Source organism: Thioclava sp. UBA3469, from assembly GCF_002378135.1.
In the GTDB taxonomy this organism is placed as follows: Bacteria; Pseudomonadota; Alphaproteobacteria; order Rhodobacterales; family Rhodobacteraceae; genus Thioclava; species Thioclava sediminum.
On sequence record NZ_DFRG01000053.1, the window covers coordinates 1 to 4,922 of the forward strand.

At 66.6% G+C, this 4,922-nt stretch carries 2 protein-coding genes; both read left to right on the forward strand.

What is annotated here, in order from left to right; all coding sequences use genetic code 11:
* Nucleotides 1–2,439: DUF2126 domain-containing protein (locus B3D39_RS03900; protein ID WP_286789403.1), on the forward strand; the 2,439-nt coding region annotated here is incomplete at its 5' end.
* A gap of 21 nt (nt 2,440–2,460) precedes the next feature.
* Complete coding sequence (locus tag B3D39_RS03905) at nt 2,461–4,896, forward strand: circularly permuted type 2 ATP-grasp protein (protein WP_274963230.1); 2,436 nt, start codon at nt 2,461–2,463, stop codon at nt 4,894–4,896.
* The last annotated feature ends 26 nt before the right edge of the window (nt 4,897–4,922 follow it).

Sequence of the window (4,922 nt, forward strand, 5' to 3'; positions counted from 1 at the left end):
AATGCGCTGGGGCGCAAGGTGGATGAGAGCCTGAAGGCGGGCGATGTGCGCCTGACCATGGGGGGCGAGCCGACCTTCGTTTCCATCGACGATTTCGAGAGCGACGAGTGGAACACCGCCGCCGTGGGTCCGCAAAAGCGTGCGCTGGCCGATGAGCTGATCCGGCGGCTGCGCGATCGCTTCGCGCCGGGCGGTTTTCTGCATTACGGGCAGGGCAAATGGTATCCGGGCGAGAGCCTGCCGCGCTGGACCTTCTCGCTCTACTGGCGGCGCGACGGCAAGCCGATCTGGCGCGACGAAGATCTGATCGCCAAGGAGGGCGACAAGACCGGCGCGGGGCCGGAGGAGGCCGGCACGCTGATGCGCGGGATTGCGGAGCATCTGGGTATCGAGCCCGAGCACGCCCAGCCCGCCTATGAAGACCCGGCCGAATGGATGCTGAAAGAGGGCAATCTGCCCGCCAATGTCACGCCCGAGGACAGCAAGCTGAAGAACCCCGAGGATCGTGCGCGTTTCGCCCGGGTCTTCAATCGCGGGCTGGAGACGCCCACGGGCTACATCCTGCCGGTGCAGCGCTGGCAGGCCAAGGCGCAGCCCGGCCATCGCTGGCGCTCGGAGAAGTGGAAGACCCGGCGCGGCAAGCTGTTCCTGATCCCCGGGGACAGTCCTGCCGGGTTCCGCCTGCCGCTGGGCGCGCTGCCCTATGTGCCACCCGCGCAATATCCCTATCACTACGTCACCGACACCTCGCTGCCCAAAGGCGATTTGCCCGACTTCCATGCCGAGATGGAGAAGGCTGCCGATAAGGGGCTGGTCGACAAGCCCACGGAGGAACACAGCCAACCCGTCTCCGAGGCGCAATCGGCCGAGCCGGGGCAGCGGATCGTCGAGCAGGATCTCGATACCATCGACGGCGTCGTGCGCACCGCGATCTCGGTCGAGCCCCGCGACGGGCGGCTTTGCGTCTTCATGCCGCCGACCGAAGATCTGGAGGATTACCTCGAACTGATCGCCGCCGCCGAGGAAAGCGCCAAGGCGATGGGGCTGCCGATCCATATCGAAGGTTACGCGCCGCCGCATGATCCGCGCCTCAACGTGATCCGGGTCGCGCCCGATCCCGGGGTGATCGAGGTGAATATCCATCCCGCCCATAGCTGGGAGGATTGCGTCGCCACCACCGAGGCGATCTATGAGGAGGCACGTCAGTCGCGGCTGGGGGCCGACAAGTTCATGATCGACGGGCGCCATACCGGGACGGGGGGCGGCAACCATGTCGTGGTCGGAGGGGAGACGCTGCTCGACAGCCCCTTCCTGCGTCGCCCCGATCTGCTGAAATCGCTGATCCTGATCTGGCAGCGGCATCCCTCGCTGTCCTACCTGTTCTCGGGCCTCTTCATCGGTCCGACCTCGCAGGCGCCCCGGATCGATGAGGCGCGGCACGATACGCTCTACGAGTTGGAAATCGCGCTGAGCCAGATCCATCCGCCCGAGGCAGGCAACGTACCGCCGCCGTGGTTGGTGGACCGTCTGCTGCGCAACATGCTGACCGATGTGACCGGCAACACCCACCGGGCCGAGATCTGCATCGACAAGATGTATTCGCCCGACGGTCCCACGGGGCGCCTCGGCCTCGTCGAGTTCCGCGGCTTCGAGATGCCGCCGGACCCGCGCATGTCGCTCGCGCAACAACTCCTGCTGCGCGCCATCATCGCGCGGTGCTGGAATGCGCCTGTAGAGGGGCGTCCGGTGCGCTGGGGGACGGTGCTGCATGACCGCTTCATGCTGCCGCATTACCTGTGGGAGGATTTCACCGATCTTCTCGCCGACCTGCGCCGTCACGGTTTCGATCTCGATCCGCAATGGTTCGAGGCGCAATCGGAGTTCCGCTTCCCCTTCTGCGGTCAGATCGAGGCGGAAGGCGTGCATCTCGAGATCCGTCAGGCGCTGGAGCCATGGCATGTGCTGGGGGAGACCGGCGCCATTGGCGGCACGGTGCGCTATACCGACAGCTCGGTCGAACGGTTGCAGGTGAAGATGACCTCGCTCCATCAGGACCGCTACAGGGTGATGTGCAACCGGCGTCCCGTGCCGTTGGCGCGCACGCAGGAGAGCGGGGTGTCCGTCGCCGGGGTGCGATTCAAGGCGTGGCAACCCGCGGAGGCGCTGCATCCGACGCTGCCGGTCAATGCGCCGCTGACCTTCGACATCTATGACGACTGGACGGGCAGGGCGATCGGGGGCTGCATCTATCACGTGGCCCATCCGGGGGGACGCAACTACGATACCTTCCCGGTGAACGGCAACGAGGCGGAAGCCCGCCGATTGGCACGCTTCGAGGGGCACGGTCACACGCCGGGCGCATATCGTCCGGAACCGGAGACCCCCCACCCGGAGTTTCCCCTGACGCTTGACCTGCGACGTCCTGTCGGGCTGAGTTGATCCGAGCCTAACGGAGACCCGATGCAAAGCCCCAATACGTCCGACGCTGCGAGCCCGCTCGAACAGCACCCGCTTCTGGCGGGCTATGCGCCCGTGCCGGGCGTGGCCGACGAGCTGTTCGAACGCTCCGGTGCGATGCGGCGCGTCTGGCGGCCCTTCGTCGAGAAGTTCCTGAAGCTCGAGCCGGGAGAGATTCCGCAGCGGTTCGAACGCGCCAATCAATATCTGCGCGATGCGGGCGTCTATTACCGGCAATATTCCAACGACGTTCTAGCCGAACGCGAATGGCCGCTGAGCCATATCCCCGTCGTCCTGCATGAAAGCGAATGGTCGGGTATCTGCGAGGGGCTGGCACAGCGCGCCGATCTCCTGGAGGCGGTGATGGCCGACCTCTACGGGCCGGGAAATCTCGTCTCGAACGGGCATCTGCCGCCCGAACTGATCGCAGGCAACGCGCATTGGATGCGTCCCATGGTGGGGGTGGAGCCCAAGGGGGGGAATTACCTGCATTTCCTCGCCTTCGAGATAGGGCGCTCGCCGGATGGCTCGTGGTTCGTGCTGGGGGATCGGACACAGGCGCCCTCGGGGGCGGGTTTTGCGCTGGAGAACCGGATGGCCACGGGGCGCATCTTCCCCGAGAGCTTCCCGCGCGATCACATCCACAAGCTCGCCACCTTCTTCGGCGATTTCCGCGCCGCGCTAGAGACGCTGGCGGGGCGGGGCGAAGGCGATATGCGCCGCGCCGCGATCCTGACGCCGGGCCCGGCCAATGACAGCTATTACGAGCATACCTATATCGCGCGATACCTTGGCCTGTCGCTTCTCGAAGGCGAGGATCTGCTGGTGCAGAATGGCGAGGCGATGGTGCGCACGATTGAGGGGCCGCAACCCTTGGGCGCGCTCTGGCGGCGGATGGATGCGGGCTTCGTGGATCCGCTGGAGATGGACCCCGACACCCAGATCGGCACGCCCGGCCTGATGGAGGCGGTGCGCGAAGGCAATCTCGCGATGGTCAATGCGCTGGGCGCGGGCGTGCTGGAGACCCGCGCGTTGATGGCCTTCCTGCCGAAGATTTCGCGGGTGCTGACGGGGCAGCCGCTTGCGATGCCAAATATCGCGACATGGTGGTGCGGCGGCGCGTCAGAGCGCGCCCATGTCCGCGCCAATGCCGAGACCATGATGATTGGCCCTGCGATGGCGGTGAACCTGCCCTTCGATCTGGATGCCGCGACCGCGCTGGGCGGGCAGTTCCGGTCGGGCGCGGAGGCGTCCATCGCGGATTGGCTGGAGGCCGAGGGGCGGCATCTGGTGGGCCAGGAGGCGGTGACGCTGTCCACGACGCCCGCATGGCATGACGACGGGCAGGGCGGCGGCTCGGTCCGGCCCTGTCCGATGACGGTGCGGGTGTTTGCCGCGCGCACGCCGCAGGGCTGGCAGTTCATGAAGGGCGGCTATGCCCGGATCGGGCCGGAAGGCGATGCGACCGCGCTGTCGATGCAGCAGGGCGGGGCCGTGGCCGATGTCTGGATCGTTTCGGACAAGCCGGTGCCCTCGGCGAGCATGGCGCCGCGCCAGACCGGCACCTTCCGGCGCAAGATCCCCGGCACGCTGCCCGCGCGGGCAGCCGACAACCTCTACTGGCTCGGCCGCTATATCGAACGCTGCGAAGACTCGATCCGGGTGATCCGCGCCTATCACCTGCGCCTCGCCGCGACAGGCAGCCCGGAAGACGAGCGGTTGGCTCGCCTGGCGGAGTTCCTCGGCGCGCATGGGTTCGACATCTCGCAACCCGTGCCCGATGCGCTGTTGCAGCGGCTCGATGCAGCGCAGGCCTGCGCATCGAAAGTGCGCGACCGGTTCTCGACCGATGGCTGGCTCGCGTTGAAGGACCTGTCGAAGACCGCCCGCGGGATGGTGAGCACCGCGCGCCCCGGCGACGATACGGCGCGCGCGATGGGAGTGCTTTTGCGCAAGATCACCGGGTTCTCCGGTCTCGTGCACGAGAACATGTATCGCTTCGAGGGCTGGCGCTTCCTGTCGATCGGGCGGGCGCTGGAACGCGCCGACGGGATTGCCGCGCTGCTCATCCGCTTCACCGCCGAGGATGCGCCGGAAGGCGCGCTCGATCTGGCGGTGGAGGTGGCCGACAGCGTCATCACCCACCAGCGCCGCTACCGGGTGCGCACCAATCTGGAAACGGTGCTGGACCTGCTGGTGCTCGACGCTGCCAACCCGCGCGCAATTCTGTTTCATCTCAATCGGTTGAAGGGCCTTCTTGATGAGCTTCCCGAGGCCGAGGTGGCCGGGCGTCCGGGCGATCTGCTGCGCGCGCTGATGCCTCTGCGCACGCAGCTCTCGGTGATCGAGCCCGAAGAGGTCACGCCGCAGATGTTGCAGCAGATCCGGTCGGACCTGTTCCGGCTCTCCGATCTCGTGTCGCAGAAATATCTGAGGTAAGCGCATGCGTTACGAGGTGAAGTTAA